The 4,754-nt window shown below is 59.7% G+C and carries 5 protein-coding genes; all 5 read left to right on the top strand.

Features of this window, described 5'->3' with window-relative positions; translation table 11 throughout:
- The first annotated feature begins 23 nt into the window (after positions 1-23).
- The 5 genes from relB to VL202_RS14300 all read left to right on the top strand — a co-directional run bounded on the left by relB (position 24) and on the right by VL202_RS14300 (position 4,724).
- A complete protein-coding gene (gene relB, locus VL202_RS14320; RefSeq protein ID WP_325464776.1) occupies positions 24-164 on the top strand; it encodes a type II toxin-antitoxin system RelB family antitoxin in 141 nt (46 codons plus the stop codon).
- Between the two features lie 34 nt (positions 165-198).
- Positions 199-417 carry a type II toxin-antitoxin system RelE family toxin gene (locus tag VL202_RS14315; protein WP_414692865.1) on the top strand — a complete coding sequence of 73 codons (219 nt, stop codon included), beginning with the start codon at positions 199-201 and terminating at the stop codon, positions 415-417.
- 21 nt (positions 418-438) lie between these two features.
- On the top strand, positions 439-1,740 hold the full coding sequence (locus VL202_RS14310; RefSeq protein WP_325464774.1) for a DUF6638 family protein: 1,302 nt from the start codon (positions 439-441) through the stop codon (positions 1,738-1,740).
- Positions 1,733-2,860 (top strand): DUF2333 family protein, encoded by a 1,128-nt coding sequence (locus tag VL202_RS14305; protein WP_325464773.1) that lies wholly within the window; start codon positions 1,733-1,735, stop codon positions 2,858-2,860. Before VL202_RS14310 ends, VL202_RS14305 begins: the two co-directional genes overlap by 8 nt.
- A gap of 184 nt (positions 2,861-3,044) precedes the next feature.
- Positions 3,045-4,724 carry a formate--tetrahydrofolate ligase gene (locus VL202_RS14300; RefSeq protein WP_325464772.1) on the top strand — a complete coding sequence of 560 codons (1,680 nt, stop codon included), beginning with the start codon at positions 3,045-3,047 and terminating at the stop codon, positions 4,722-4,724.
- Positions 4,725-4,754: the final 30 nt, after the last annotated feature.

Here is a 4,754-nt window from a genome sequence, read left to right as displayed (position 1 = left end):
CGGGCCGCACGGCAACCTTTTACATCCGTCAGGCGATCGAGGAGCACCTTGAGGACCTTGAGGATATTTATCTGGCGGAACAGGTGTTGGAAAAATTAGCGCGTGGCGAAACGCGCACTTACACTCTTGAAGAAGTTGAGCGGAAACTTGGCTTGGACGATTGAGCTCACGGATGAAGCACTCCGACAGCTCGAAAAGATGGGACGTTCCAATGCTGTTCGGATTCGAGAGTATTTACGCAAACGCGTTGCAACACTCGACAATCCGCGTTTGCTCGGAAAGCCTTTGCAAGGCGGTGCGCTTGGCCATCTCTGGCGATACCGGGTTGGTGATTTCCGTGTTTTGTGCGAGTTGCGCGATAGGCAACTTGTCGTGCTCGTTGTCGAGATCGGGCACCGCCGTGAAGTTTACAGATGACCAGCTGACGGTCTATGCCGCATGAAACGTCTCCTGGAAGCCGAACTCATCTATGGTCGCCTGCTCGAGATTTCCGAGCCGCATCTGATTGCCCGCTACAACAAGGCGCTTGAGGGTTTTGGCTTGCGTCCGACGGCGCTGTCGTCGTTTCGGATCGACGTGACCGGGTTTTCGCCGGAGATCGCCGACGAACTGGGCGACCGCGATTATCTCGATCCGAACCGGGTGAACCGGCGTTTCATCCTGCTCACCCCGGCGCAGGAGGAATTGCCGGTCGTCCATACGAGTTTTTCCAATACCGCCGCGCTGATGCACGAATTCTTCTTCGCCAATGCGCGCGCCATCAATGCCGTGACGATCAGGGACGCGCTCTATGGCGAGATCGAGGATTCCGTTTCCACCGTCGATGATATCGATGATCTGCTGTCGATCAACGAAGTCCGCTTCCGCGTGCTCTCGGCCGAGGACATGCTGGGCAAGGCGGCCGAACTGCGCACTCTGACGGACCGGCTGAAGACCGAGCCCTCGGCCTGGGCCGATGACGGGCTCCTGAACCGGATGGTCGAGCTTGCCAAGGTGACCGGCGATATCCGCGAGAATGCGCTGGTGCCCGACCAGCTCGTCTTTCGCCATGATGCCTTCTGGGCCAATCATTTCGGCGGCGTCTATGTCTTTCTGGACGAAAAGACCACCACCGTCATCTGCGATCCTTCCGTACCCGGATTTCGCCGCTCTCGACCCTGGCAGGTGAGTTATATCAGCCTGTCGGACCATCAGCGCATCTATGAATTCCTGGCCTCGACGAAGCGGCTGCAATTGCCGCAGGCCTCCTGGGTGCAGGATTCCGGCCTCTATCAGCATCGGGCCGACATGATCCTGCGCAGGCTGGTCAACCAAGCCGATCCAACGACCGATCTCGGTTCCATCGACCAGATCTGGCTACAGACCTGGATGCACCGCAATTCCGCGCTGGTCGCCTCGGACGGCGCCTATCCCTTCCTGCAGGGGATGATCCGCTCGGTGCTGTCCTCCGGCACGATCAGGATGCAGGAAGTGCCGCCGGAAAACCGCTTCCTTTTGGTGCGGGCGGCACCGGAGCATCCCGATCAATGGTTGACCAACCGGTTGATCGCTCAACTCGTGCCCAGCGATTTCGTCTCCCGCTTCGTCTTCGACAAGGAGGGATTTTATGGGGCTTATGAACATTACAGCGAAAAGTTCAGGGAATATGTTGTGGCGACGCTGACCGGCACATATCTCAGGAACAAGGTGGCGTTTCGCAAACGCCTTTACGGGCTCAGGGAGGAAACCAGCAATGCTTGATCCGATCGTCGCGTTCTTTCAACGCCTGTTCTCCGCGATCGGCCGCGGCATCGGCATTGTCATTGCCTGGTTGCTCTTCCCTTTCATCACCGTCGCCAACTGGTATCGGGGGCGCAGCTGGATCATCAAGGGGCCGATCGGCATCGGGCTTTTGCTGCTGATCGCGCTCTACGGTTATTTCATCTGGCAGACGCAGGCCTGGACCGGCTTCGACCCCGATTATGTCAACAGATACAATCTGGCGGAGCGCAAGAACGATGCCGGCCAGCCGATCAAGGTCGCTGCCGGCGAGACCGCGCCCGCCGATCGCTGCGAGCGTTCGGCGATCGTCGATGTGACGGCCGACCTGATTGACTACAATGTCAACGAGAATGCCTGGATTTCCTCCATGCTGCTCTACAAGACCGGTCTTTTCGGCATGGACTGGGATCATACGCCCTGGTTCGACAATAAGGCGGCCTTCCAGCGCGGCGTCAACGAGGCGGTGCGCCGCACGACCGTCGAGCTGGTGGATTCGCTGGTGCGCATGCGCGGCACGTCAGGCATCAATCCGCGGCTTCAGAGCGTGCGCAGCAAGATGCAGTATGAGGAAACAAACTGGTATTTCGGCCTGTCGCCGTTCGGCCCCTTGACGCCGACGCCCTCGCAATACCGCGCGGCCATCGCCGATCTTCGTGCCTTCAACGACGAACTGGCGAGCTGTGCGGTCACATTCGACGCGCGCGCGGACAATTTCCTCGAATTCATGGATCGGGTGTCCAGCTCGATCGGCAGTACCTCGGCCATGCTGCGGGAACGGTCTGAGAACTACAACGGCGGATGGTTCGATACGCGCGCCGACGACCGGTTCTGGTTCGCCTATGGCCAGCTCTACGGCTATTACGGCATATTGTCGGCGACCGGAGCGGATTTCGATGGGGTCATCAACCAGCGCGGCCTCGGCCCGATCTGGGCGGAAAGCATCAAGCAGTTGCGCGCCTCGCTGAAAATCCAGCCGCTGATCATTTCCAACGGCCGGGAGGATGGCTGGATCATGCCGACCCATCTCGCCACGCTGGGCTTCTATGTCCTGCGCGTGCGCTCCAACCTTGTCGAAATGCGCGACATTCTCGCGCGATAGGCGGAAATCGATTGTTTTTGAGACGGAAGGACGCTGTTCTTCCGCCTCTTTCGTCGGATTTGCCGCCGCAAAGCGAATTTTCGTATCGCTGACGCGCTTTCACGCAACAATTCGATGGAAAGCCCTTTCAGTTCACGCTCATATGCTCGCCAGACCGGAACCGGTGGAAGGGGAGAGACGCCATATGGCCGATGTGAAATCCGATATCGAAATAGCCCGTGCCGCGACGAAGAAGCCGATCCTCGACATCGGCGCGAAACTGGGGATTCCGGCGGAAGACCTGCTTCCCTACGGCCATGACAAGGCAAAGATCAGCGCCGATTTCATCGCCCGGCAGAAGGACAAGCCGAATGGCAAGCTGATCCTGGTCACCGCGATCAATCCGACGCCGGCCGGCGAGGGCAAGACGACGACCACGGTCGGGCTCGGCGACGGATTGAACCGGATCGGCAAACGGGCCGTCATCTGCATCCGCGAGGCCTCGCTCGGCCCCTGTTTCGGCGTCAAGGGCGGAGCGGCCGGCGGCGGTTATGCGCAGGTGGTGCCGATGGAGGATATCAATCTCCACTTCACCGGCGATTTCCATGCCATTACCTCCGCCCATAATCTCCTGTCGGCGCTGATCGACAACCATATCTATTGGGGCAACGAGCAGAATATCGACATCCGCCGCATCGCCTGGCGCCGCGTCATGGATATGAACGACCGCGGGCTGCGCCAGATTGTCGGCTCGCTTGGCGGCGTTGCCAATGGGTTTCCGCGGGAGACCGGTTTCGACATCACCGTGGCATCGGAGGTGATGGCCATTCTGTGCCTGTCGAGCGACCTCAAGGATCTGGAAAGGCGGCTTGGCGATATCATCATCGCCTATCGGCGCGACCGCACGCCGGTCTTTGCCCGCGACATCAAGGCGGATGGCGCAATGACCGTGCTTCTCAAGGATGCGATGCAGCCGAACCTGGTTCAGACCCTGGAAAACAATCCGGCCTTCGTCCATGGCGGGCCGTTCGCCAATATCGCCCATGGCTGCAATTCCGTCGTGGCAACGACGACGGCGCTCAAGCTGGCGGACTATGTGGTGACGGAGGCGGGCTTCGGCGCCGATCTCGGAGCGGAGAAATTCTTCGACATCAAATGCCGCAAGGCGGGCCTGAAGCCGGATGCGGCCGTCATCGTCGCAACCGCCCGGGCGATGAAGATGAACGGCGGAGTGAAGAAGGAAGATCTCGGCGCGGAGAATGTCGAGGCGGTGCGCAAGGGTTGCGCCAATCTCGGCCGCCATGTCCAGAACGTCAAGAAATTCGGCGTGCCGGTGGTCGTGGCGATCAATCATTTCACCCTCGATACCGAGGCGGAGATCCAGGCGATCAAGGATTTCGTCGCGACGCTCGGCGCGGAGGCGATCCTGTGCAAGCATTGGGAGAAGGGGTCCGCCGGCATCGAGGACCTAGCCCGCAAGGTGGTTGCATTGGCGGAAGGCGGCAAGTCGCAGTTCTCGCCGCTCTATCCCGACGACATGCCGCTGTTCCAGAAGATCGAAACCATTGCCAAGGACATCTATCATGCCGGCGAGGTGATCGCCGACAAGAGCGTGCGTGAGCAGTTGCGGACCTGGGAAGATCAGGGCTACGGCCATCTGCCGATCTGCATGGCCAAGACCCAGTATTCGTTTTCGACAGATCCGAACCTGCGCGGCGCGCCGAGCGGCCATACGGTCCCCGTCCGCGAAGTCCGGCTGTCGGCCGGTGCCGGTTTCATCGTCGTCATCACCGGCGAAATCATGACCATGCCTGGCCTGCCGAAAATCCCCTCGTCGGAAAGGATATTCCTTAATGATCAGGGCTTCATCGAGGGGCTGTTCTAAAAGCAAGCCGGTCAACACCGCAAAAACTTG

This window comes from Pararhizobium sp., assembly GCF_035497515.1.
In the GTDB taxonomy this organism is placed as follows: Bacteria; Pseudomonadota; Alphaproteobacteria; order Rhizobiales; family Rhizobiaceae; genus Pararhizobium.
Note: the sequence above shows the minus strand (reverse complement) of the source record. Positions and strands in the feature narration are given on the sequence as shown.

What these genes read in the sequence shown, in the direction of transcription:
- VL202_RS14315 (WP_414692865.1), top strand. Translation starts at nt 199, where the DNA reads ATGGGACGTTCCAATGCTGTTCGGATTCGAGAGTATTTACGCAAACGC.
- VL202_RS14310 (WP_325464774.1), top strand. Translation starts at nt 439, where the DNA reads ATGAAACGTCTCCTGGAAGCCGAACTCATCTATGGTCGCCTGCTCGAG.
- VL202_RS14305 (WP_325464773.1), top strand. Translation starts at nt 1,733, where the DNA reads ATGCTTGATCCGATCGTCGCGTTCTTTCAACGCCTGTTCTCCGCGATC.
- VL202_RS14300 (WP_325464772.1), top strand. Translation starts at nt 3,045, where the DNA reads ATGGCCGATGTGAAATCCGATATCGAAATAGCCCGTGCCGCGACGAAG.